15 protein-coding genes are annotated in these 26,414 nt (G+C 47.4%); 4 read left to right on the top strand and 11 right to left on the bottom strand.

The genetic code is table 11. The features are described from left to right. Nucleotides 1–12: 12 nt before the first annotated feature. The gene (locus MKS89_RS13855; RefSeq protein WP_252518334.1) at nt 13–12,849 is read right to left on the bottom strand and encodes a non-ribosomal peptide synthetase; all 12,837 of its coding nucleotides are present in this window, start codon (nt 12,847–12,849) and stop codon (nt 13–15) included. Nucleotides 12,850–14,503: 1,654 nt separating this feature from the next. On the opposite strand from MKS89_RS13855, the gene zur reads away from it, so the two are divergent. Both zur and MKS89_RS13865 read left to right on the top strand, forming a co-directional pair. Beyond that, complete coding sequence (gene zur / locus MKS89_RS13860) at nt 14,504–14,986, top strand: zinc uptake transcriptional repressor Zur (RefSeq protein ID WP_106407006.1); 483 nt, start codon at nt 14,504–14,506, stop codon at nt 14,984–14,986. Beyond that, nucleotides 14,976–15,437: a chemotaxis protein CheX gene (locus MKS89_RS13865; RefSeq protein ID WP_038186035.1), complete on the top strand. Its 462-nt coding sequence runs from the start codon at nt 14,976–14,978 to the stop codon at nt 15,435–15,437. The genes zur and MKS89_RS13865 overlap by 11 nt, the downstream gene beginning before the upstream one ends. Before the next feature lie 88 nt (nt 15,438–15,525). Here MKS89_RS13865 and pgi read toward each other — a convergent pair whose 3' ends face one another. Next, complete coding sequence (pgi, locus tag MKS89_RS13870; protein ID WP_072963734.1) at nt 15,526–17,175, bottom strand: glucose-6-phosphate isomerase; 1,650 nt, start codon at nt 17,173–17,175, stop codon at nt 15,526–15,528. A gap of 311 nt (nt 17,176–17,486) precedes the next feature. Here pgi and MKS89_RS13875 point away from each other — a divergent pair, with 311 nt between their 5' ends. Further along, nucleotides 17,487–17,906, top strand: a complete 420-nt coding sequence (locus MKS89_RS13875; RefSeq protein ID WP_072963732.1) for a secondary thiamine-phosphate synthase enzyme YjbQ — start codon at nt 17,487–17,489, stop codon at nt 17,904–17,906. 78 nt (nt 17,907–17,984) lie between these two features. Here MKS89_RS13875 and MKS89_RS13880 read toward each other — a convergent pair whose 3' ends face one another. Next, entirely contained in the window at nt 17,985–19,397 is a 1,413-nt protein-coding gene (locus MKS89_RS13880; protein WP_072963730.1) for a replicative DNA helicase, read from the bottom strand. Between the two features lie 172 nt (nt 19,398–19,569). Between MKS89_RS13880 and MKS89_RS13885 the strand changes: the two genes are divergently transcribed. Further along, a complete protein-coding gene (locus MKS89_RS13885) occupies nt 19,570–20,307 on the top strand; it encodes a DUF481 domain-containing protein (protein ID WP_072963727.1) in 738 nt (245 codons plus the stop codon). Between the two features lie 87 nt (nt 20,308–20,394). On the opposite strand, the gene rplI is transcribed toward MKS89_RS13885, so the two are convergent. From rplI to fusA, 8 genes are all read right to left on the bottom strand, one after another. Next, nucleotides 20,395–20,844 (bottom strand): 50S ribosomal protein L9, encoded by a 450-nt coding sequence (gene rplI, locus MKS89_RS13890; RefSeq protein WP_072963724.1) that lies wholly within the window; start codon nt 20,842–20,844, stop codon nt 20,395–20,397. Nucleotides 20,845–20,877: 33 nt separating this feature from the next. Continuing rightward, nucleotides 20,878–21,105 carry a 30S ribosomal protein S18 gene (rpsR, locus tag MKS89_RS13895; RefSeq protein WP_000090471.1) on the bottom strand — a complete coding sequence of 76 codons (228 nt, stop codon included), beginning with the start codon at nt 21,103–21,105 and terminating at the stop codon, nt 20,878–20,880. A gap of 15 nt (nt 21,106–21,120) precedes the next feature. After that, nucleotides 21,121–21,423, bottom strand: a complete 303-nt coding sequence (priB, locus tag MKS89_RS13900) for a primosomal replication protein N (RefSeq protein ID WP_072963721.1) — start codon at nt 21,421–21,423, stop codon at nt 21,121–21,123. An 8-nt stretch (nt 21,424–21,431) separates the two neighbouring features. Then, a complete protein-coding gene (gene rpsF / locus MKS89_RS13905; RefSeq protein WP_072963718.1) occupies nt 21,432–21,815 on the bottom strand; it encodes a 30S ribosomal protein S6 in 384 nt (127 codons plus the stop codon). A gap of 194 nt (nt 21,816–22,009) precedes the next feature. Continuing rightward, on the bottom strand, nt 22,010–22,486 hold the full coding sequence (gene bfr, locus MKS89_RS13910; RefSeq protein WP_072963715.1) for a bacterioferritin: 477 nt from the start codon (nt 22,484–22,486) through the stop codon (nt 22,010–22,012). Nucleotides 22,487–22,575: 89 nt separating this feature from the next. After that, entirely contained in the window at nt 22,576–22,764 is a 189-nt protein-coding gene (locus MKS89_RS13915) for a (2Fe-2S)-binding protein (RefSeq protein ID WP_072963712.1), read from the bottom strand. A 182-nt stretch (nt 22,765–22,946) separates the two neighbouring features. Further along, nucleotides 22,947–24,131, bottom strand: coding sequence for an elongation factor Tu (gene tuf / locus MKS89_RS13920; protein WP_252518335.1), 1,185 nt, complete (start codon nt 24,129–24,131; stop codon nt 22,947–22,949). A gap of 142 nt (nt 24,132–24,273) precedes the next feature. Further along, nucleotides 24,274–26,370, bottom strand: a complete 2,097-nt coding sequence (gene fusA, locus MKS89_RS13925) for an elongation factor G (RefSeq protein WP_072963324.1) — start codon at nt 26,368–26,370, stop codon at nt 24,274–24,276. Nucleotides 26,371–26,414 lie beyond the last annotated feature (44 nt).

A 26,414-nucleotide genomic window follows, 5' to 3' on the forward strand; every position in this document is an offset into this window, starting at 1 on the left:
GTATGACTCCCATTATTCTGCTAAATCCATTAAATCGCTGACATCAAACTCAGCAAGACCGATATAAGCCACACGTTGACTGAACGCGGCTAATGTGGGATGAGAGAAAAGCTCGACCAATGGCACTTCCAAATCCAGTTCATTGCGAATTCTTGAAATTAATTGGGCAGCCAGCAATGAATGTCCCCCCAACTCAAAGAAACTGTCCTGACGACCGACGGCTTCTACCGGCAGCAACGCTTGCCAGATCTCAGCAACCATCTCTTCCAGTTCGCCCAGCGGTGCTTCATATTCCCGACGAACCAACGCCGTTTCATCCGGCTCCGGCAGCGCTCTGCGATCAACCTTACCGTTGGCCGTCAACGGCATCTCTGCCAGCGCAACATACGCCGCCGGCACCATGTAACTCGGTAAACATGCCGCCAAACGCGACTTCAGCTCACTCGCGGTCAGTGCTTCATCGCCCTGAGTGAAGTAAGCCACCAGACGTTTTGATGCGGAATCACCCGTAGCGATGACCACCGCTGAAGCCACACCACACGACACTAACGCTGACTCAATCTCGCCCAGCTCGATCCGGAAACCGCGCACCTTGACCTGAAAATCATTGCGACCGACGAACTCAATCGTTCCGTCTGCGCGTAAATACCCCAGGTCTCCCGTCCGGTACATCCGCGCATTCGCTACCGAGGCATACGGATCCGACACAAACCGCTCTGCAGTTAATTCCGCTTGGTTGAGATAACCCAATGCCACCCCGTCACCGCCGATATACAGCTCACCAACCACACCTTGCGGCACCGGCTGACCGTGACTGTTGAGTAAATACACTTGGGTATTGCCAATCGGACGACCCAACGGAATGCTCACTGCATGTTCATCCACCGCGGTGATTTCATGGGTCAGGGCGAATGTCGTGGTTTCCGTCGGGCCGTAACCATTCAGCAGATGCTGCGGGGCACTCTCAGACAGCACCCGACGAATTACCGCCGGGTCAAGCGCATCACCACCGACCAACAGATAACGCAGGTTGGGGAATACCGATTGCAAACCTTGGGCATACTGATTAAACAAGCCGACCGTCAACCACAGAATGCTGACCTGATGCTGTGTTAACGCTTGGGCGAAAGCATGGACGTTCAGGAGCGTTTCTTGCTCAATCACCACCACCGCTGCGCCATTGAGCAGCGGCGCCCACACTTCTAACGTGGTCGCATCAAATGCGGGGTTGGCCGCCAGCGCAATCCGGTCTGAAGGTTGCACCGCCATATAGCCGTTGTTCAGGACTAACCTTGCAATGGCTCGGTGTGGCACGACGACACCTTTTGGCTGACCGGTTGAACCTGAGGTGTACATCACATAGGCAGGAGTATCACCGCTGACCGACACAGAAACCGCTTCATCACGGGTTTCATTGAGCAGCGATGAGGTTATCTCCAAGACTGGCAAAGATGAATCATCATCCGCAGTCCCCGCTTCTGCAAGCATGAGCGTTGCGCCGCTATCGCGTAATACATAATCCAGTCGCTCCGTCGGAGCTGCCGGGTCGAGCGGTACATACACCCCACCACATTTTAAAATCGCCAGCTCTGCCACCACCAACGCGGCTGAACGCGGCAACCGCACTGCAACTCGCTGACCGGGGGTCACACCCAAAGTTTGTAAGCGGTACGCCAGCGCATTGGCACTTCCCTCTAACACGCCATAACACCATTCACTCGCTTCGGTGATGAGCGCGATGGCATCCGGTGAAGTGCTCGCCTGTTGGCTGAACAGCGTATGAACCCCACAATCGGACGGGTAGTTATAGCCGGTTTGATTGAATTGTTGCAGCACATGTTGCTGCTCACTGTCAGTGAGCATCGGCAGTGCACCGACGGGTAACTCAGGCTGACGAACCATCTCTTCTAATACCGTGATCCAATAGCTGAGGTAACGCTGCACGGTTTCCGGCTCAAACAACGCGGTTGCATAATTGAGCGACCCTTCAATGCAATCCGTGGATTCATGGACGATCAAACTTAGATCGAACTGGGCACTACTGGATTCTTCCGCCAATAACGACAAGCTCATCCCATCAAGTTCAATCGTCTCTTCCGGTAAGTTTTGTAATGCAAACAACACCTGAAAAATCGGGCTGTAAGCAAGGCTGCGAGTAGGAGCGACCGCCTCAACCACTTGCTCAAACGGAATATCTTGATGCGCCTGTGCCTGTAACGAAGTCGTTTTGATCTGGTTCAACAGCGCAATACTATTTGGCTGTTCACTCAGGTTGACCCGCAATGCTTGCGTGTTAACAAACATCCCAATCAAGTCTTCCAGTTCGCTTTGCGTTCGTCCGGCGACCGGAGAGCCGATCACAATATCGTCCTGCCCGGAGAGACGCCCCATCACCACGGACCATCCGGCCAACAACGTCATATACAGTGTACTGCGATGCCGCTGGCTGAACTCACGTAAAGACGCAGTGAGTGATGGCGATAAACGAACCGAAACCGCCGCACCGGTGTAATTCTGTGTCGCCGGACGAGGTCGATCCATCGGTAATGTCAGACAATCCGGAATATCACACAGTTGCTCCGTCCAATACTGCTGTTGACGTTGCAACACATCGCCCTGCAAATGTGTCTGCTGCCATGCAGCATAGTCACCGTACTGGATACGCAATGGTGGCAATGGATCAGGTTTCCCCTGACAGAATGCACGATACAACGTCGAGAGTTCACGAGTCAGCACGCCAATTGACCAACCATCAGCAATCATATGGTGCATGGCAATTCGCAACCAATGTTCGTTTTCATGAATGCGGATCAACTGTCCTTGAACCAATGAACCTCGGGTTAACTCGAATTGAGGCTGGAATGGTGACAACTCATCGATTAATGTCTCCCCATCCAGCCAAGACATCGGAAACTCATGCCAAGCTTTACCGACAATCTGAACAGGAACACCGTCGAGATCGACAAAGTGCGTTCGTAACGGTGCATGCCGGGACACAATCTGATTCAGCGCCCGTTGTAATGCATCAATATTTAACTGGCCTTCCAGTCGTAAACCACCGGTAATCACATACGCTGAAACGGCATCAGGATCCATCTGAGATAAGAACCACAACCGTTTTTGTGCCAGAGACAATGGAATAGCTTGCCCTTCTGGCAATGGCGTAATCGCAGGTAAGGTTGAACCTTGTGCATCCTCAAGCAGCGCGGCCACTTCATGTAATATCGAATGAGAGAACAGCGTTGCCAATGATAACTCTCGGCCCAACTGCTCACGCACCCGTGACACCATCCGCACCGCCAGCAAGGAGTGACCGCCCAACTCAAAGAAGTTGTCGGCACGACCCACCTGTTCAACACCCAACAACTCTGACCAAATCGCTGCCAGTTGTTGCTCCGCATCACCCACCGGCGCTTGATATTCATGCCGCACCACCGAGCTGATATCCGGCTCCGGTAATGCCTTACGATTCACTTTACCGTTCGGCGTCAATGGCATCGCATCAATCACCACATACACCGCCGGCACCATGTGCGCCGGTAAGCGCTCAGACAATTCGGCCTTCAGGGCTGCCACATCCGGCACCGCATCTGCCTGTGCCGCCGTGTAGTAACCGACTAACTGTTTATCCGGACTGCCACCAAAGGCTCGCGCAACCACCACGCCATCCTGTACACCGGTACAACCTTGTAGTGCTGAGCTGATTTCACCCAGCTCGATACGGAAACCACGGATTTTGACCTGGTCATCATTACGGCCGCGATACTCAATCGTCCCGTCCGGTAACCAGCAACCCACATCACCGGTACGGTACATCACCGGATAAGCTTCGTTGTATGGGTTGGCAACAAAGCGCTCTGCCGTCAGCTCATCACGGTTGAGATAACCCCGCGCAACCTGAACACCACCAATGTATAACTCCCCTTCAACACCGACCGGTAGCGGATGACCCTCACTGTCGAGCACATACATCTGAGTATTCGCCACCGGACGTCCGATTGAAACCCGGTCACCCGTCAGTTGCCGTGGACAATGCCATGCTGTCACATCCACCGCCGCTTCCGTCGGGCCATACAGGTTATGTAATTCAATCTGGGGTAAACGCGCATAGCTCTTGCGTATCGCTTCCGCCGGTAGCGCTTCACCACTACAGAACACCAAGCGCAGGCTCGGACAATCATTCGGGCTGACCACCTCAAGGAAACTCTGCAACATTGGGGGGACAAAGTGCACAATCGTTACCCCTTGGGTGGTCATGAGGGTTTTTAAGTAATCCGGGTCTTTGTGCCCTTCGGGTTTCGCCATCAGTAATGTCGCCCCCGACCACAGCGGGCAGAAGAATTCCCACACCGACACATCAAAACTGAATGGAGTTTTCTGCAATACCACATCATCCGGACCAAACCCGTAGTCTTGTTGCATCCAGTGCAGACGATTGACGACACCGCGGTGCTCGTTCATCACCCCTTTCGGTAAGCCGGTCGAGCCCGACGTGTAAATGATGTATGCCAGATGACGGTTGGTCAGCGCTGCTACCACCGGATTCGTTTGTGGGCTATCGAGCCATGGTTGCACCGGAGAGGCTAAATCGACCAAACGGGTTGTTGCAGGAATCTCTCCCAGACGTTCAACTAAACTGCCGCAGGTCAACAGGGCCACCGGCGCACTGTCGGATAACATATACGTCAGTCGCTCACTCGGATAACCCGGGTCGAGCGGGACATACGCGCCGCCCGCTTTGAGAATCGCCAGCAGAGATACCACCAGCTCACAGCTTCTTTCCAGACAGACTGCGACCCGGCTATCCGGACGCACGCCTTGTTCAATCAGCCAGTGCGCCAGTTGGTTCGCCTGCGCATTGAGCTCGGCATAACTGAGCGACTGGTCGTCAAACATCACCGCGGTCGCTTCTGGGCTGCGAGCCACCTGTGCTTCAATCAGCGTATGCAGACAGGATTCGTCAGGGAATGACGTTTGGGTCTGGTTAAACTGATTGAGCACAAGGTCGCGTTCACGATCCGCCAAAATGGTGAGTTGGTTTACGGGCGCAGACGGCTGTTCTGAGAGACTGTTCACCAGCCCGGTCAAGGCCGTCATGAACATCTCCCCAAGTCGCTCGCCACTGAGACGCGGATTGACATGGATATCCAATGAAAAACCACCCGTCACAATATCGTTAACAGCGACTGTCAACGGGTAGTTGGTATTTTCTGCGGCAATCTCAAGGGAGCCGAGTATCTCTTGGTCTGCCGAATCGGTCTGAGCACTGCCCCCTTGATAACGATAGTTCAAAAGCGAACTGAACAGTGGGGTGTGATTACTCAAACCGCTGCACTGTTGCGCCAAGGCAAGAGACGTATGTTCATGTTCCAGTAATTCAGCCAAACGCTGTTGAGTCTGTATCAGTGCCGATTCAACCGATGCATCCGTAAAAGAGAGCCGTAATGGTAATGTGTTGAGGAACATCCCCAAGACCCGATCCGCGCCTTCACCACCGGCCATCCGACCAAACAACACCGTACCGAAGACGACATCATCTTGTCCGGTAGCTCGTTGAACAACCACACCCCAAGCAAGATGGAACAATGCTGCAGGACTGATACTGAAATGACGGGACAACTCACGAATCGTTCGTGCGACATCGTCTGTAATCGCCACGTGGGTTGCTTCGACGTGCGCATCGTCACCGGATGCCTGTAACCCGAAGGGATCACAAGGCTCATCGATATCACCAAGCAATTCACGGAAGTAGTGAAGATGTGCATCTTGATTGGCGTTCAACGTTGTTTGTGCGACAAAGTTACGGAACGGTAATGGTCTCGGCAGTGACGCTTCACGACCGGCAATATAGGCCTGTACTTCTTCAATCAGTAACTCCAGCGTGGTGTGATCGTTACACAAATGATGAAGCAGAAAACAAAGTAGCCAGCGCCCTTCCACCGGATCGGCGACTTTATAGGCTTCAATCATCGGTGCCCGCTGGATATCCATCCGAGTATGGGCTGGGTCAAAATGGTGACACAAGCGATCTGCCACACGCTCGACGAGACCATCATCGTCAGAATCAGCATTCTGTAGTTGAGTCGCTTGCAACGTGTGTAAGATAACGGGGGCTTCACGCCACACAACTTGAACGGGAGTATCGAGCCCATCCCAGACAACCGCAGTGCGTAAAATGTCATGCCGTTGCACAACATATTGCAGAGCAGAGATAAAAGTATCGATATCCGCTTCATGTTTAAAGCTTTGAACCACACGCGTCACGTAAGGGTCACCTTGCTGTTCCAACACATGATGGAACAGAATCCCTTCCTGTAGCGGTGCCAGCGGATAGATATCTTGAATATTAGCGGCTCCGCCCTCAACCGTCTGACTGATGACATCGATCGCCTTCTGATCGAGTGTCACCAACGGTAGCATCTCCGGCGTGATATGCTGGCAATTAGCCGGAATGAGATTTGGTGGAATTGCGTTCTCAGAGCTCGCTTCTTGTATTTCTAATGTTTCAGCCAATTCTGCCAGTGTGATACGGGAAAACAGATGACGGATCACTAACTGATAACCGTGTTGTCGCAAACGATCGGCCATCCGCACCGCCAGCAAGGAGTGACCGCCCAACTCAAAGAAGTTGTCGGCACGACCCACCTGTTCAACACCCAACAACTCTGACCAAATCGCTGCCAGTTGTTGCTCCGCATCACCCACCGGCGCTTGATATTCATGCCGTACCACTGAACTGATATCCGGCTCCGGTAATGCCTTACGGTTCACTTTACCGTTCGGCGTCAATGGCATCGCATCAATCAACACATACACCGCCGGCACCATGTGCGCCGGTAAGCGCTCAGACAACTCAGCCTTCAGGGCTGCCACATCCGGCACCGCATCTGCCTGTGCCGCCGTGTAGTAACCGACTAACTGTTTATCAGCGCTGCCACCGAAGGCTCGCGCAACCACCACGCCATCCTGAACACCGGTACAACCTTGTAGCGCTGAGCTGATTTCACCCAGCTCGATACGGAAACCACGGATTTTCACCTGGTCATCATTACGGCCCCGATACTCAATCGTCCCGTCCGGTAACCAGCAACCCACATCGCCGGTACGGTACATCACCGGATAGTGATGCTTGTCGTACGGATTGGCAACAAACCGCTCCGCCGTCAGCTCATCACGGTTGAGATAACCCCGTGCGACCTGAACACCACCAATGTATAACTCCCCTTCTACACCGACCGGTACTGGATGCCCCTCACTATCGAGGACATACATCTGAGTATTGGCAACCGGACGTCCGATTGAAACCCGGTCACCCGTCAGTTGCCGTGGACAATGCCATGCTGTCACATCCACCGCCGCTTCCGTCGGGCCATACAGGTTATGTAATTCAATCTGGGGTAAGCGCGCATAACTCTTGCGTATCGCTTCCGCCGGTAGCGCTTCACCACTACAGAACACCAAGCGCAGGCTCGGACAATCATTCGGGCTGACCACCTCAAGGAAACTCTGCAACATTGGGGGGACAAAGTGCACAATCGTTACCCCTTGGGTGGTCATGAGGGTTTTTAAGTAATCCGGGTCTTTGTGCCCTTCGGGTTTCGCCATCAGTAATGTCGCCCCCGACCACAGCGGGCAGAAGAATTCCCACACCGACACATCAAAACTGAATGGAGTTTTCTGCAATACCACATCATCCGGACCAAACCCGTAGTCTTGTTGCATCCAGTGCAGACGATTGACGACACCGCGGTGCTCGTTCATCACCCCTTTCGGTAAGCCGGTCGAGCCCGACGTGTAAATGATGTATGCCAGATGACGGTTGGTCAGCTCAGCTACCACAGGATTGGTTGTCGGACTATCAAGCCATGGTTGCACCGGAGAGGCCAAATCGACTAAACGGGTTGTCGCCGGAATCTCTCCCAGACGTGCCACTAAACTGTCGCAGGTCAGCAAGGCCACCGGCGCACTGTCGGACAACATATACGTCAGTCGCTCACTCGGATAACCCGGGTCGAGCGGAACATACGCGCCGCCCGCTTTGAGAATCGCCAGCAGAGATACCACCAGCTCACAACTTCTTTCCAGACAAACTGCGACCCGGCTATCCGGACGCACGCCTTGTTCAATCAGCCAGTGCGCCAGTTGGTTTGCCTGCGCATTAAGCTCGGCATAACTGAGCGACTGGTCGTCAAACACCACCGCAGTCGCTTCTGGGCTACGAGCCACCTGCGCTTCAATCAGCGTATGCAGACAGGATGCGTCAGGGAATGACGTTTGCGTCTGGTTGAACTGATTGAGTACGAGGTCGCGTTCCACGTCCGGGAGAATATTCAGTGAGCCAACAGCTTGGGTAGGTACCGAGACCATCTGCTGTAACAAAGCGTGCCAGTATCCGAGATAGCGTTTAACCGTAACAGTATCGAATAATGCAGTGGCGTAGTGTAACGTTGCCTCAAGTTGATCCTCCGACGGATGAACGAAGAGGTTCAAATCAAACTGTACGGTTGAGACTTCAGCTTCAAGCGATGAGATCGACAGTCCCGGTAATTGTAAATCGCCCTCAGGAACATTCTGTAAAGCGAACATCACTTGGAAAATCGGCGAATGAGACATGTTTCTTGTTGGCGCAACCGATTCCACCACCTGCTCAAACGGGATATCCTGATGGGCTTGTGCCGCCAGTGCCGTGTCTTTCACCTGCGCCAGCAGATCAATCGTGTTCGGATTGTCAGATAGATCGACTCGCATCGCCTGCGTATTGACGAACATGCCGATCAAAGGCTCAAGTTCAGTCCGAGTCCGGCCGGCAATCGGCGTGCCAATCACCACATCATCCTGACTGGCAAGGCGTCCCATCAATACCGACCAACTGGCTAATAAGGTCATGTAGAGCGTACAACCATGCGCCCGACTTAATTTTTGCAGCGCTGCGGTTAATTCTTTATCGAGAACAAATTTTATTTCTGATCCGTCAAAAGACTGCTTAGATGGACGGATGCGATCAGAAGGCAATGTCAGACACTCTGGAATGCCGCGTAACTGTTCAGTCCAATATTCACTTTGCTGCTGTAGCAGCGCATCCTGAATATATTGCTGTTGCCATGCTGCAAAATCGCCATACTGAATCGTCAACGGTGACAATGGATTAGGCGTGTTTTCGACCAGAGCACAGTAAAGCTGGCTGACTTCTTTCATCAAGAGATTGATCGACCAACCATCGGTAATGATGTGATGCATTGCCAGACGCAAAATATGTGTTTCTGCATCGATAGCAATCAGTTGTCCCTGAAATAGCGGCCCGGTGGACAAGTCCATATCGGTGGCAAATGAGGCAACCGCTTGAACATCATCGGCATCGATCTGAGTGAGCATCATCCGCTGGCCTTCCGGCAACACTTTCTGCACGGGTTCACCATCGTGGATATCAATGCAAGTCCGTAAGATGTAATGACGGGAGAGCATGTGGTCAAACGCTTGTTGTAAGGCCACGATATCCAATTGACCGCGCAATGTGAAACGCCCGACCATCACGTACGCTGTTGTTGCCACATCATCGATTTGCGATAGCAGCCATAACCGCCGTTGCGCCAAAGATAAAGGCGGCACGACATCAGCGTCTAACGGTTCAATGACTGTTTTCAGTTGCGTCGGTGTGGCTTCATCAATCGCGCTTGCCAGTGCAGATAGCACAGATTGACTGAACACGGTGGCTAATGCCAATTCAACCTGAAATTGTTGACGAATTCGGGAAATCAACTGCATCGCGACCAGCGAATAACCGCCCAGTTCAAAGAAGTCATCATGACGCCCCACCTGACTCACACCCAACAGACCCGACCAAATCTCAGCCAGTTGAACTTCCACATCTCCCTGTGGCGGCTCATAAGCCCGGTGCGGCAAATGACTTGAATCGACCGCCGGTAAAGCCTTCCGGTCAACCTTGCCATTCGGGGTTAACGGGAAAGCATCCAACGCGATATAAATCCCCGGCACCATGTAATCCGGCAAACGACGGCGTAACTCGGCTTTTAATCCTTCCTCAAAACCCTCACCGGATTGTGCAGCGTCTTCCGCCACATAATAACCCACCAGTCGTGGCTCTCCGTCCGCCATCTCAGGTGCTGCAACCACCGCATCTGCAATACCGGCATAACCCTGCATCAGCGACTCGATTTCACCCAACTCGATTCGGAATCCCCGAATCTTGACCTGAAAGTCACTCCGCCCTAAACAGCGAATCCGACCCTCACTATCCCAACGACCCAAGTCACCGGTTTGGTACATCAACGCACCGGATTCAGCAACAAACGGGTCTGCGATAAACCGCTCGGCGGTTAAATCATCGCGGTTGAGATATCCGGCCGTTACCCCGGCTCCGGCAATGTAAATCTCACCACTGGCACCCACCGGAACCGGCTGGTGTCTCTCATCCAGAATATAAATTCGGGTATTCCCAATCGGTTGACCAATCAGGACGCCCGTATCACTGACGCGCAAAGGATGGGTCGCTGACCAGACTGTCGTCTCTGTCGGGCCATACATATTCCACAAACGACCGACGCGACTAAGAATCTCATCCGCCAGCACTTTCGAGAAGGATTCTCCGCCAATCAGTCCGGTTAACCGGGGCGAGCCCTGCCACCCTGCTGCCAGTAAAAGTTTCCATGTCGCCGGGGTTGCCTGAAACAGGGTAATCGCCTGATTATCCAGATAAGCAGCCAATGCTTCACCATCACGAGACAGCGCTTTATCGGCCAAGTGCAGGGCGGCACCACTTAACAGCGGCAGATAAATTTCAAGCACATGAATATCAAAGGATATCGTTGTCACCGCTAATAAACGGTCATCACCACTCACCTGATGTTGCTGCTGCTGACCGGTCAGGAAGTTGACCACCGCCCGGTGCGGCACCATCACCCCTTTGGGTTGTCCGGTTGAGCCGGAGGTATAAATCACATAGGCCAGATGGTCACTACTCAGCGTTGCCACTTCGGGATTGTTCACCGGCTCATCCGCCAGCGACTCACGATTGAGTTCAAGCACCTGTAACTGGGCGGCCTGCTCACCGAATGTCTGCGCAACATCAACGCTGCCGTCGCTAATCAGAACCACCGGACGGCTGTCGGCCACCATGTATTGCAATCGCTCGGACGGGAACAACGGGTCGAGCGGGACGTAGGCACCACCCGCTTTGAGGGTCGCCAGCAAGGTCGTGACCATGGCACAACTGCGCTCAACCATCACGGCGACATAACTGCCCGGTGTGACCCTCAGTGCAATCAGACGATGAGCTAACTGATTGGCTTGCGTATTCAGTGCGGCATAACTCAGCGAATCATCTCCCGAAACCACAGCGGTGGCATCAGGTGTCTGCGCTGCTTGTGACTCAAATAACTGGTGCAGACATGCTTGCTCAGGATAGAGCATTGCGGTCTGGTTAAAGGTGTCGAGCACGAGTTGGCGCTCTTCATGAGACAAAACACTTAAGTGCGCCGGATAAGTCACATCCGATTCAGCACGAACACAGTCTGTCAGAAAGGATTCCAATCGCTTCAAATGACGCTGAATGTCGTGCCTTTCATACAGATCATGGTTGGCATTGAGATAGAGCGTTAATCCCTGCTGCGGCCCGCGGTCATAAAATGTAAACGATAGATCATCAACCGGGCCAATTGCTGTATTGACGACTGTTGCAGAAACATCGCCGAAAAATAGTTCATAATCCGAAGGGACAAAATTAATCACAGTGCTATACCAGACATCTTTCCCAGCTGATCGCGTCGATTCTTGTCGCAGGTCATCACTGTAATAACGAGAATGTCGGGATGTTTTCCCAACATGCAGGGCAACTTGTTCGAGCAGCTCATCGAATGTCATATCCGCATTAATATGAATACCGAGAGGCAAAATATTGACCGCGATACCTGTTGTTTTGCGTAGCGTTCGCCCCATTCGTCCTCGATGGGTAAAACCGAGCATCATTGACGACTCTCCGGTCATCAAATGTAGATAAACCGAAGTCAGCGCGGTAATCAGTGTTGCGAGATTCGTTTTGTAACGCTCGGCTAACTCCAGTAAACGCTGATAAACATCAAGAGGAAGCGGATGCCATTCACTAAGCACTTGAGAACACGCAGCACTTTGCCCAGCCAGACAAACCGGTTGGTACGTTTGCATCTGCGCCATATCGTTCAGCCAGTATTCACGATCACGCACGAAACCCGTAGAATCGCGATAAGCGCTTTCAGCCTCCAACAAGGCTTCAATCCCTAATAATTGACACTCAGGAATCGGCTGATCGGCATGTAATGCAGAATATATTTCGGCAAAACGCGCCAAAACCATCATGAAGCCATATCCGTCAGTTGTAATATGGTCGGCGCTACAGTAGAGATAATATTGTTCGGCATGAACTTTTAGCAAAGCAAACTCGAACAGGAGTGTTCTATCGCCAGCCGAGACAGGATGATCAAGTCGTTTTTCCATCCATGCCATTGCTACCGCATCAGCATCCGTCTCCTGAGATAAATCAATAAAAGGAAACTCCCAATCAACAAAATACTCAACCGTTTGCTGCAATGTCTCTTCGTGGTAACCCGCTTTGATATGAAATGTTTCAGCTTCTCCGACACCTTGTCTCACCGCTGCTTCCATCATTTCAGGGTTAATCTGACCCGGCAGATCCAGATAACCAGCCACTTTGAATACCCGAGGGCCGACATGATTGACGATATGCTGAGCAAACCAGATTCCTTTCTGTGGTGTCGAGAGTGGTAAAGCAGAAGACACATTTGACGGAGTGTGGAGATGCGAATTTTGCTCACTTGCTTCGCGAATATTCGAATTCATATAGCACCAACCTTCATTTGTTACTTTTTTATTATTTGTATTTTACGCATAAGACAAAGAGCATCTGATATGTGTAATACCAGACACAAAAACCTCATATATGTTATGACATGACGCAACCGAAAATGACAATCAATTAATGATAAATGTATTATTATTTATATTTTTTACCCTTAATATTTATATTAAAAAAACCTAACCTAATGGTTAACATTTGCGATCCAAATTACCTCATTCGTTCTCTGACAATCAAGTTATATTATTTTGACATCATCCTGTCACAAGGAAAATTACAGTAGCACCCAAAAAACGAGTAAAATAATAAAATTATAAATATTAAAAACAATTGTAATCATGATTATATAATGACAAACAAATCAAAAATACATCAATTCTCTTAATTTAAACACTCAAAAACTAAATTATTCATAGCGTAATAGTGATAGATTTATATAATAAAATTCAAAAAAAATTTAGCTGAACGCAAGTCACACTTATGGGGTAAAACTTGCACAAAAAATAGAATAATCATTAAAAAACATAGAGATAAATGAAACTAAAAAATGCCAATAACTTGTAAACATAACAGAATCATACTTCAGCTTATGGTCGAACCAGAGAAAAAATAAGAATATTACAAATACAAATCACTTAAAATTAGAATAAAAAACCATTTTAAACCTGAAAATCAATATATTAACCAAACCCATCTCCTTCTTCGTTCTATCTTACATTCTACAATTCTCAACCCAAACCAAGGATATTTTTGAAAAGTTTGATCAAGTTCAACAATAATCATAGAATTTGCACATTTTTTCACAGCAATAAAAAGTTATCGTCTAAATAGAAAACCATCAGTTATATAGGGGTATATTTTCAATTTAAGACATACTTTCATTCATAACATCAAATAAAAATCAGCAATGATAAAAATGACATTAAATAGGTAAAGAACAGAGACACCTCTGTTATTACATTTCTGGGACACATCGATTTCACTCCCCAAAAATTAGTGTAAAAACTCAAATTAACCAACTGAATGAAATTTATCTTATGCGCATTCAGGTAAGAAATTTCACAAAGATTACATATTAGATATGTATAATGATACAAGTGAGGTTATTACCTTATACAATTCAAAAAAATCATCATTAAATTAGAACAAGGTAATAAACAAAAGTTACTTTTATTTAATAGCGAACAATAAAATCCATCCATTCTGAACAGCCCTTATGCTTCATATTCTAGTGATAAACAGATAATGATAAATATTCTCATTTGAGTAATAAAAGACTCAAATCCCTCTCGCAGACCTTGATTCACACATTCACTCAGACATCACTGCACACACAGGGTCTATTGATAATAAGAGAGACTTAAATCACAAATAGGGAGTCTGACACGCCGAATAGCATCAAGGTGGTAACATGATTTTGAAATAAATTGGATCACAAACAAGACTATTGACTGGGATATACGGTATAAAAGAGTGGAGTCAGATAGCTGCGTTTTTCCTCAGGAAGGAAGGGTACATAAAACCATTTGAGAGAATGTTGCTCTACTGACAGGGTGATTGCTGTTACACTAGGAAATATTAGAAAAGTTGAACGATATTACAGCTGAAATAGTATATTATTAAAAAACTCCGGTGGTTATGGTGATGAATTTGGACCACAGTTTAACAAAACAGGTAGAAGAGATATGCGCAGCAAGAGGTGTCAGATTGACTTCTCAACGCAAACAGGTCTTTGAGCTTATCTGTTCCAGTAGGAAAGCATCCAGTGCCTATGAGCTGCTTGAAGCGCTACAGCAAAGCGAACCGCAGGCAAAACCACCAACCGTTTATCGGGCACTCGATTTTCTGATGGGGCAAGGCTTCATTCACCGTGTAGAATCAACAAACAGCTACATTTCATGTTGCTCTTGTAATGCTCATAAACACTTCTCACATCTTTTAATCTGCAAACAGTGCAGTGATGTGACCGAACTTCAGGATGAGACATTAGTCTCATTACTGGAACATAATGCAGAGAAGCACGGATTTAAGATTACAAACCATGTCATTGAATCTCATGGAATTTGCCAAACGTGCTCCTCAGAAACAAAGAGAGATACAGTAAAAGATTATGCGCGCTGAGTTTGTAAATCCGTTTTTAGCGTCCCTGATGAACGTATTAAAAACAATGGCTTCACTTGAATTGAAACCTCAGAAGCCAAGAGTCAAGAAAGATGAAATTGCTCGAGGTGATATTTCGGGTCTGATCGGTATGGTTGGAGATCAAACCCGAGGATCGATGTCGATTACTTTTGATGAGAGTCTCGCATTGGAAATCATGCAGAACATGTTGGGCGAACGCCCGAATGGCTTGAATGAAGAAGTAACCGATATGGTGGGTGAAATCACCAATATGGTAACAGGCGGGGCAAAAAGAATACTTGCTGAGAGTGGCTTTGATTTCAATATGGCAACACCCGTTGTCGTATCTGGCCGCGGCCATACAATTCGCCACAAATGCGAAGGTGCGATCATTATCATGCCTTTTACCTCTACATGGGGAAATGCATTTATCGAAATCTGCTTCGAGTAGCTTTCTGATTTGATTTATACCGATGTAAAAACAGGAGATGGTATTACCATCCCCTGTTTGTTTTTTGCGTTACACTCAATGTTCAGTTTTAACGTAGTGCTTTATACGCATTAATCAGTCCGTTGGTTGAACTGTCATGAGATGTCACTTGCTCATCACTTTCCAGCTCAGGCAAAATCGCATTTGCCAACTGTTTACCCAGCTCAACGCCCCACTGATCAAAAGTGAAAATGTTCCAGATTGCTCCCTGTGTAAAGATTTTATGTTCATAGATCGCAATCAACTGTCCAAGCACCCGCGGTGTAATTTGCTTGACCAAAATTGAGTTGGTCGGACGGTTCCCTTCAAACACTTTAAACGGCACAAGTTCAGCAACTTCCTCTGCTGTTTTACCGGCAGCAATAAACTCAGCTTCTACTTGCTCTTTGGTTTTACCAAACGCTAAAGCTTCTGTCTGTGCAAAGAAGTTGGACAACAGTTTCGGATGATGATCCGATGTCGGATTATGTGAAACCGCCGGCGCAATGAAATCACAAGGAATCATTTTTGTGCCTTGGTGAATCAGCTGATAGAAGGCATGTTGACCATTAGTACCCGGTTCACCCCAGATGATCGGCCCTGTTTGATAATCAACCGGCTGACCATTACGATCAACATACTTACCATTCGATTCCATATTTCCTTGCTGGAAATAAGCCGCAAACCGATGCATGTATTGATCATAAGGCAGGATCGCTTCTGATTCCGCACCATAGAAGTTGTTATACCAAATGCCAATCAAAGCCAACAATACTGGGATATTTTCTTCAAATGGGGTCGAAGCGAACGCCTGATCAACCTCATGAGCACCGGAGAGCAATTCGACAAAATTATCAAAACCAATACCCAAAATGATTGATAGACCGATTGCAGACCACAACGAATAACGGCCACCAACCCAGCTCCAGAATTCAAACATATTATCGGTATCAATACCAAAAGCAGAAACCGCTTCAGCATTGGTTGAAAGCGCTGCAAAATGTTTTGCGACTTGAGATTCATCTTTTGCTTCGGCAAGAAACCAATCGCGCGCAGTATGGGCATTGGTCATTGTTTCCTGCGTGGTAAATGTTTTGGATGCAACGAGGAATAATGTTGTTTCTGGATTAACCTGCTTGAGCACTTCAGCAATATGTGTCCCATCAACATTGGAAACAAAATGCATGTTGAGGTGATTTTTATAAGGCTTCAGAGCTTCCGTCACCATATATGGCCCTAAGTCTGAACCACCGATACCGATATTGACAACGTCAGTGATCGCTTTGCCGGTATACCCTTTCCATTTACCAGAAATGATCCGTTCAGAGAAATCCTTCATTTTCTCCAGTACAGCATTTACCGCTGGCATCACGTCTTCACCATCAGAATAAATCGGTGTATTAGAACGATTCCGCAGCGCCACATGCAAAACAGACCGATCTTCTGTCCGGTTAATTTTTTCACCACTGAACATGGCTTCAATTGCGCTTTTCAGGTCAGTTTCTTCTGCCAGAGCCAACAAGAGTTTCAGTGTCTCTTCATTGATGAGGTTTTTAGAATAATCGACCAGAATATCATCGCCAAAACGTCGAGAAAACGTTTCAAAACGCTGACTGTCTTGACTAAAAAGTGTTTTTAAGTCAACACCTTTCATCGATTCAAAATGAGCAGACAGTGCTTTCCAAGCCTGTGTTTCTGTTGGGTTGATATTTTTTAGCATGGTATCTATCCCGAATTTAATAGGTCCTATTCTGCCGAGCAGCATGAGTGATCGTTACAGAATTCCAGAGACAAAAAAAGCAAATCAATTGCAGCTGATGTACCAATACATCGAACAAGTTCACAGCCATATCCTGATTTGCATCCGATTCGCTGATTATACTTAATTTTCAGAGCGAAATTATGTTTTAGCTCAAATCAAACGAGTCAATTTTTATTTCCATTGGTACAAAAAGTGATTGTACGGTAACTAGAAAGCCTCCACTATACAGACACGAGTGAAATTAACAATCGTTCTAATAGGTGCTTACAATGTGGTCACAAACCATCATCTATCTTCAGGAGAAACAACGCGGATTTCACCTGATCACAGATGAAGTTGTCGAACAACTCCCTCAAATTCAATCGGTTTCCATCGGACTGCTCCATTTATTTATTCAGCATACATCAGCCAGTTTAAGTATAAATGAAAACGCGGACCCGACGGTTCGTCTTGATATGGAGGCTCACTTTAATCGCAGCGTCCCGGAAAAATCGCCCTACTATCAACATACCTACGAAGGTGATGACGATATGCCTGCTCATATTAAATCATCTATGCTTGGGGCAAGCCTATCGATTCCGATTACTCAAGGGAAACTGGCCATGGGAATCTGGCAGGGCATCTATTTGGGGGAACACCGGAATCATGGCGGGCAACGACGGATCGTTGCAACCATTTCAGGAGAGTAACCGCTGACTTTATTTTAACGACAGGTTTGATACGAACAACTAGCTTACTACGAATAACAAGCCTGATGAGTGAAACGATCACTCATCATCAAAATCAAATGCCGGTCCTGCGTAGTTATCAAAACGGGAGTATTGCCCTTGGAACGTTAAGCGCACCGAACCAATCGGACCGTTCCGCTGCTTACCGAGTATAATTTCAGCGGTCCCTTTCATCGCACTATCCGGATGGTAGACTTCATCACGGTAAATAAACATAATCAAATCGGCATCCTGCTCGATAGACCCTGATTCCCTCAGATCCGAGTTAACGGGTCGTTTGTCCGCCCGCTGCTCCAGAGAACGGTTTAACTGAGAAAGGGCAACCACTGGTACATTTAACTCTTTCGCCAACGCCTTCAGGGAGCGCGAAATTTCTGCTATTTCCAGAGTCCGGTTATCGGACAGTGCCGGAACCCGCATTAATTGCAGGTAGTCCACCATGATTAATGATAAACCACCATGCTCTCGGGCAACCCGACGTGCACGTGAGCGAAGTTCTGTGGGTGTCAGCCCCGAGCTGTCATCAATGAACATATTCTTCTTCTCCATGAGAATCCCCATGGTGGAAGAAATTCTGGCCCAATCCTCATCATCCAGATTACCGGTTCGTATTTTGGTTTGATCGACACGAGATAGCGATGCCAGCATCCTCATCATGATCTGCTCAGAAGGCATCTCCAAAGAAAATATCAGCACCGGTTTGTCTTGCTCCATCGCTGCGTTTTCACACAAGTTCATCGCAAACGTCGTTTTCCCCATCGATGGACGAGCAGCAACAATGATTAAGTCTGAAGACTGCAATCCAGCCGTTTTCTTATTCAAATCAGTAAAGCCGGTATTGACCCCAGTGACACCATCCTGAGGACTTTTGTACAAGATTTCGATTCTCTCTAACGTCTTTTCCAAAATCGAATCGACATTTTGTGGACCTTCATTTTCGTTGGTCCGAGACTCAGCAATCGCAAAGACTTTACTTTCCGCAAAGTCCAACAGATCCTCTGAACTGCGCCCCTGCGGATCATAGCCTGCATCGGCAATTTCATTGGCCACACCAATCAGATTACGGACCAAAGCCCGTTCAGCAACAATATCCGCGTAGGCATTGATATTTGCAGCACTTGGCGTATTTTTAGCAAGATCGGTCAGGTAAGCAAAACCACCGACATCATCCAGTTGCTCACGCTGTTCCAGAAACTCAGAAAGTGTAATCAGATCAAGTGGTTTGCCGCCTTCCAGAATTGATTTAATACCATCGAAAATCAAACGGTGTGGTCGGCTGAAAAAATCACTGGTCACAACACGTTCGGCCACGGTGTCCCACCGCTCATTATCCAGCAACAGTCCTCCCAGAACGGATTGCTCCGCTTCTATCGAATGGGGAGGCATTTTAATGCCTTCAACTTGTGCGTCAGTTTGCTTACGATTTCTGTTTTCAAACTTGGGATTAACCATGACTTTTCTCAATAACACGACAAAGTGTGCCCATTATAACGAGAATATCGAATTTGTAATTATCTCATGCAGAATTAACCCAGAACTGACTATTGACGGAGCCATTCACTCTAGTATTGTCTGCAGCTTAATGGTCAGTCTTTAGAGGTTTCGTGTGTTGAGGTGTTGGCTGATGCCCTTCAGTCTTTGTATTATCAGCGTTGTTCATGCAGAAGAAGAATCAACAGAGCAAGAAACGCCTTCTCCGCTTCAGGGTCAGGTCGAACTCGGCTACCAAAGGCATACGGGTAATACAAATACAGAATCGCTCAATGTGAATGTATTGGCTGAATACACCGAAGGAAGGCACCGGACAACAGGCAAGTGGGAATTTTACCGACTAGATAAATATGGTGGTGAATACAAGAGAAAATCGACCTATTCGTTACAGTCCGACTACAAAGTTAGTCCGAAAGGCTATGTGTATGGTAGTTTCAATGGAATTGATTCTAAATATAGCGCTTATTTTAAGGACTATACTTTCTCGGCAGGTTACGGTTATCAATTGACACATACTGATGTGCTCACTATCGAACTTGAACTCGGTCCGGGGTATCGATATCAAAGACCTAACCTCGATGAACTCGACGATGATGATCTGATTTTTCCTGAAACGGTAAGAGAACCGATTGCCCGAGGAAATGCCAGAATCGATTGGAGTCTGACAAAAACAGTAACGCTGGGCGGAGATGTTACCATTGTCTCTGGGGACAGTAACACATTGCTGACCACCAATATCAATCTGACCAATGATATTACTCAAAACCTTGCTTTGAAGCTGGATTACTCTCGTTCATATCACTCACGCGTCCCTGATAGTCTCAAAAAAGCAGACAGTGCCACATCGATCAATGTTGTCTACCATTTCTGAATGCTAAAACAATGTTTTCTATGCTTTGAGGGCATAAAAAAACACCAGCATAAGCTGGTGTTTTTCAATACTGGAGCGGCTGGAAAATTATTCAGCAACAACCTGTAGTTTAACGTCTGCAAACACTTCAGAATGAAGTTGAATGCTGATGTCATACTCACCAACGTTGCGTAGAGCACCTTCAGGAAGACGAACTTCACTTTTGCTCACTTGAACGCCAGCAGCAGTCACTGCATCAGCAATATCGCGAGTACCGATAGAACCGAACAGTTTTCCTTCTTCACCAGCTTTTGAGGCAATCACAACCGCTTCCAGAGCGTTTACTTTATCAGCGCGTGATTGTGCAGCAGCCAGTTGCTCAGCAACTTGAGCTTCTAATTCGGCACGACGGTGCTCAAACATCTCAACGTTTGCTTTAGTTGCCATAACGGCCTTACCTTGAGGGATAAGAAAGTTACGAGCATAACCAGATTTTACGTTGACTGTATCACCAAGACCACCTAGGTTACCGATTTTATCAAGTAGAATAACTTGCATTGTTTAATCCTCTTTCTTAATAAACGGTGCCGATTACTGATGTTTGTCAGTGTATGGCAATAGAGCTAGGTAGCGAGCACGCTTAATAGCACGAGCTAGCTGACGCTGATATTTAGCGCTAGTACCAGTGATACGGCTTGGTACGATTTTACCAGCTTCAGTAATATAGTTTTTAAGAGTTGCTACATCTTTGTAATCAATCTCTTGGACGCCTTCTGCAGTAAAACGGCAGAATTTACGACGACGGAAGAAACGAGCCATGGGCTATCTCCTGATCTAAATTTGAGTAATCTCTTGAGCATGGAGCACCAATTTTCCGACACCATTTCGGTCGGTCTGGTAAGTAACAAAGCCACTTACCTTGATGCTGCTGCCCTGTACTAAGTTGTGAGTGAAAGACTGTGACCGCTGACCACTAACCACGACGGGCATTCGACAATAAACCTGTCTGGATAAATCCGCTTCAACGGCAACCGAACGATGTTCTAACCAAAAGCGACAATGTTCGATACCTGACGGACTCTGGCTTCGAATGGGATGCTTGACAATCGTACCGCTAAGTTCCATCCGATTGGTCATAGAATCAATTACTCAGCAACGTCTGCACTGTTGTTTTCTTCTGATTTCACTTCTTCACGCTTAGTACGCTCTTCACGAGCTTTCAGCATGATTGATGGTTCAGTCACAGCAGACTTAGTACGCATAATCATGTTACGCAGAACTGCATCGTTAAAACGGAAAGCAGTTTCCAGTTCATCAACAACTGACTGCTCAGCTTCTACATTCATCAGAACATAGTGCGCTTTGTGCAGTTTGTTAATTGGGTATGCAAGTTGACGACGTCCCCAATCTTCCAGACGGTGAATAGTACCGCCGGCTTCAGTGATAGAACCAGTGTAACGCTCGATCATGCCAGCAACTTGCTCGCTTTGATCTGGGTGCACCATGAATACGATTTCGTAATGACGCATGTTTGCTCCTTACGGATTATTCAGCTTCCACATTTGGCCCGGTCGTCCAGAGGAAGCAAGGAACGGTAAATAAGTGACCAGGAATTTAAGAGGTCGAATAGTACAGAAAGGAGGCAGTATTAGCAAGAGAAATATGACTGGAGGCACCATAAAATAAAGGACGAACGTCTTGTTCGTCCTTTGTATCAATTACACTAATCTTCATCAACAAATTGAGCCTGAAGATAGTTCTCTAAACCCGTCATTTCAATCAAACCAAGCTGGGTTTCAAGCCAATCTACGTGCTCCTCTTCATCGGCTAAGATGTCTAGAAACAGATCTCTGGAAACATAATCACGAATACCTTCAGCATAGGCAATTGCCTCTTTCAAATCAGGAATGGCAGCCATCTCTAATTTGAGGTCACATTCGAGCATTTCTTTGGTATCTTCACCGATCAAAAGTTTTCCCAAATCCTGCATATTTGGGAGCCCTTCTAAAAACAGTATTCGTTCAATCAAATGGTCAGCGTGTTTCATCTCATCAATTGATTCATGGTACTCTTTGTCCGCCAACTGCTTAAGCCCCCAATCTTTATACATTCGTGCATGTAAAAAATACTGGTTGATTGCAATCAGTTCATTGGCCAGAATTTTGTTCAGATGTTGAATAATTATTGGATCGCCTTTCATGACAAAACCTCCTCTTTGGCTCTATTAACTTTAGAACCCAACAGAGAAGTGTCAAATTTTAATCTGTAAAAACAGATAATTAGTTTCAACTAACTCACTTGTTGATACTGAAATGCAACTGTTTCGTTCAAAATTTCCTTTGCCTGACGGACACACTTTCCGCATTGAGTCCCTAATGCAGTACAGCGCCGAATTCCTTTCATATCGCTGACGCCATCCTCAAGAATGAGCTTACGCAACTTTTTATCAGAAACAGAATGACAGAGACAAACGATCATAATGACTCAATACTATATGACAATACACAATGAAAATATAAACGATAATTGTTATTATTTCTACAATTAAGTATTGCTCTCGTATCACAGTGAGCTAGCCACCTTTGGCAGGATTTGAGGGATGGCAATAAAAAAGGGAAGCCAGTGGCTTCCCTTTTTTTAACTCGTGTTAGCTCAAATCATTATGCAAAGATTTTTGCTACAACACCAGCACCTACTGTACGACCGCCTTCACGGATCGCAAAGCGCAGACCTTCATCCATCGCGATTGGGGCAATCAGCTCGACAATCATTTTCACGTTATCGCCTGGCATCACCATCTCTACGCCTTCTGGAAGCTCGATGCTGCCTGTTACGTCTGTCGTACGGAAGTAGAACTGTGGACGATACCCTTTGAAGAATGGCGTATGACGACCACCTTCATCTTTCGACAACACGTATACTTCTGACTCAAACTTCGTGTGTGGCGTGATTGAACCTGGTTTCGCCAATACTTGACCACGTTCTACTTCATCACGCTTCGTTCCACGCAGCAACACACCTACGTTCTCACCCGCACGACCTTCGTCAAGCAGCTTACGGAACATCTCTACACCTGTACATGTTGTCTTCGTGGTATCTTTTACACCAACGATTTCAACTTCGTCACCAACTCGAATGATGCCTTGCTCTACACGACCTGTAACAACTGTTCCACGGCCCTGGATTGAGAATACGTCTTCGATTGGCAGCAAGAATGCTTGGTCAATCACACGCTCTGGCTCTGGAATGTATTCGTCAAGTGCTGTCGCTAACTCAATGATTTTCTCTTCCCATTGCGCTTCACCGTTCAGTGCACCCAGCGCTGAACCCTGAATCACTGGCAGATCGTCTCCTGGGAAATCGTATTCTGAAAGCAATTCACGAACTTCCATTTCTACCAGCTCAAGCAGCTCTTCATCATCAACCATGTCACATTTGTTCATGAATACGATGATGTAAGGAATACCTACCTGACGGCCTAGCAGGATGTGCTCACGTGTTTGAGGCATTGGACCATCTGTCGCTGCTACAACTAGGATACCACCATCCATCTGCGCCGCACCTGTGATCATGTTTTTAACATAGTCAGCGTGTCCTGGGCAGTCTACGTGTGCGTAGTGACGTGTCGGTGTATCGTACTCTACGTGTGAAGTCGCGATTGTGATACCGCGCTCACGCTCTTCCGGTGCGTTATCGATTGACGCAAAGTCACGTGCTGATCCGCCGTATACTTTAGAAAGTACTGTACAGATTGCTGCTGTTAGTGTTGTTTTACCGTGGTCAACGTGGCCGATAGTACCAACGTTTACGTGCGGTTTCGTACGTTCAAATTTTTCTTTAGACACGATCGTGTTCCTTCCTAGTTATGATTCACTCTAAGTAACGTACACCTAAAGTGCGCCAGAAATTGCTATTTTATGCGTCAACGTTCGTCAACGCAATAGATTCGTTATTAACCAGTACTTGTGTTTTATCAACAAATAAAGGTTAACCACGCTCAGCGACAATTGCATCAGCAATGTTTTTCGGCACTTCTGCGTACTCAGAAAACTCCATTGAATACGAAGCACGGCCTTGCGTCGCAGAACGCAGATCAGTTGCGTAACCAAACATCTCAGAAAGTGGGACTTTAGCATGTATAATCTTCAGCCCTGCCGGACCATCATCCATACCTTCGATAAGGCCGCGGCGACGATTCAAGTCACCCACAACATCACCCATCCAATCTTCCGGAGTAGTTACTTCAACTTTCATCAGCGGTTCAAGAATAACAGGAGTCGCTTGAAGCGCACCTTTCTTGAATGCCATTGAGCCAGCGATCTTAAACGCCATCTCACTTGAATCGACATCGTGGAATGAACCATCAAAGAGTGTCGCCTTGATATCCAAGACAGGATAACCAGCGAGCACACCGTTGTTCATTTGTTCCTCGATACCTTTTGCGACTGGGTTAATGAATTCCTTCGGAATCGTCCCACCCACAATTTCGTCGACAAAAACAAAGCCTTCACCGGGTTCAGAGGGCTCAATTTTTAGCCATACATGACCATATTGACCTCGTCCCCCTGACTGGCGAACAAACTTGCCTTCGACTTCCGCTTGACCACGAATGGTTTCACGATAAGCAACCTGAGGTTTACCCACGTTGCAATCCACGCTAAATTCACGCTTCATCCGATCTACAATGATATCCAAGTGAAGTTCACCCATGCCTGATATCAATGTCTGGCCAGTTTCAGCGTCCGTTTCAACACGGAATGATGGATCTTCAGCTGCCAATTTTCCGAGGGCAATCCCCATTTTTTCCTGATCAGCTTTAGAGCGGGGTTCTACAGCGATTTGAATCACAGGTTGAGGAAACTCCATTCGTTCCAGAATAACCTTATGATTTTGATCGCAAAGCGTGTCCCCAGTTGTCACATCTTTCAAGCCGATCGCAGCAGCGATATCACCGGCACGAACTTCTTTGACTTCTTCACGCTTGTTCGAATGCATCTGAACAATACGTCCGACTCGTTCACGCTTTTCTTTGACCGAGTTATAGACAGCATCCCCGGAGTTTAAAACACCGGAATAGACCCGAACAAAGGTCAGAGTACCAACAAATGGGTCTGTTGCGATCTTAAATGCAAGCGCTGAAAAAGGTTCTGAGTCATCCGCATGACGCTCAACATCATTTTCACGCTCATCAATACCTTTAATCGACGGAACATCGATCGGTGACGGCAAAAATTCAATCACAGCATCCAGTACGGCCTGAACCCCTTTGTTCTTAAATGCACTACCGCAAGTCGCCAGAACAATTTCATTATTCAGAGTGCGAGTTCGCAAACCGAGCTTAATCTCTTCTTCGCTTAATTCACCCTCTTCAAGGTATTTATCCATCAGCTCTTCATTCGCTTCGGCAGCGGATTCCACCATATGGCTACGCCATTCTTCAGCGAGTTCGAGCATATCTGCGGGGATATCTTCATGAGTGAAAGTCATTCCCTGGTCTTCTTCAGTCCAGTTAATTGCTTTCATCTTGAACAGATCAATAACACCTTTAAATTCATCTTCTGCACCGATATTCAATTGAATCGGTACAGGGGTTGCGCCTAGTCGATCTTTAATTTGATTTACCACACGCAAGAAATCTGCACCAGCACGGTCCATCTTATTCACGAAAACGAGTCTCGGAACATGATATTTATCCGCCTGACGCCATACTGTCTCAGACTGAGGTTCAACACCGGAGGAAGCACAAAAAACGACCACTGCACCATCAAGTACACGGAGAGAGCGCTCAACCTCAATGGTGAAGTCAACGTGTCCGGGAGTATCGATAATATTGATACGATGAGCGGGGAATTGCGCCTGCATACCACGCCAGAATGTGGTCGTCGCAGCAGAGGTAATGGTGATACCGCGTTCCTGCTCTTGCTCCATCCAGTCCATGGTTGCTGCACCATCGTGAACTTCGCCAATTTTATGAGACAGGCCGGTGTAGAACAGAATACGCTCAGTAGTGGTTGTCTTTCCTGCGTCTACATGAGCACATATACCGATGTTACGGTAGCGCTCGATAGGAGTTTTACGAGCCACGGTTGTATCCTCTTAACTAAGGTGGACCTTAGAAAATAGAAAAG

The sequence above is a fragment of the Vibrio gazogenes genome, from assembly GCF_023920225.1.
Taxonomy (GTDB): Bacteria; Pseudomonadota; Gammaproteobacteria; order Enterobacterales; family Vibrionaceae; genus Vibrio; species Vibrio gazogenes.